The 240-nt window shown below is 56.2% G+C and carries 1 protein-coding gene; it reads left to right on the forward strand.

Going from position 1 to position 240, the window contains the following annotated elements:
* Window positions 1–240: type II toxin-antitoxin system RelE/ParE family toxin (locus tag SB659_RS20400; RefSeq protein WP_410551750.1), on the forward strand; the 240-nt coding region annotated here is incomplete at both ends.

Here is a 240-nt window from a genome sequence, read left to right on the forward strand (position 1 = left end):
CGATTGATTCTCACCGAAGGTGCTGCGCAAGGGTTGGAGCGTTGTCGCCAGTTTCTTGTCGAGAAAGGCCCGCTGATCGCTCAACGAGCTGCCCAAGTGATTGAGCGTCAAATTGCTCGACTGGAGGAAGACCCAGAAATCGGTCGTCCCTTTCCAGAGCTGCCGGAGCTGCGCGAGTTGATCATCGAGTTCGGTGATTCGGGTTATGTCGCACTCTACCGGCATGAGCGTGCGGATGAT

This window comes from Arthrobacter sp. SIMBA_036 (genome assembly GCF_046535135.1).
Lineage (GTDB): Bacteria > Actinomycetota > Actinomycetes > Actinomycetales > Micrococcaceae > Arthrobacter.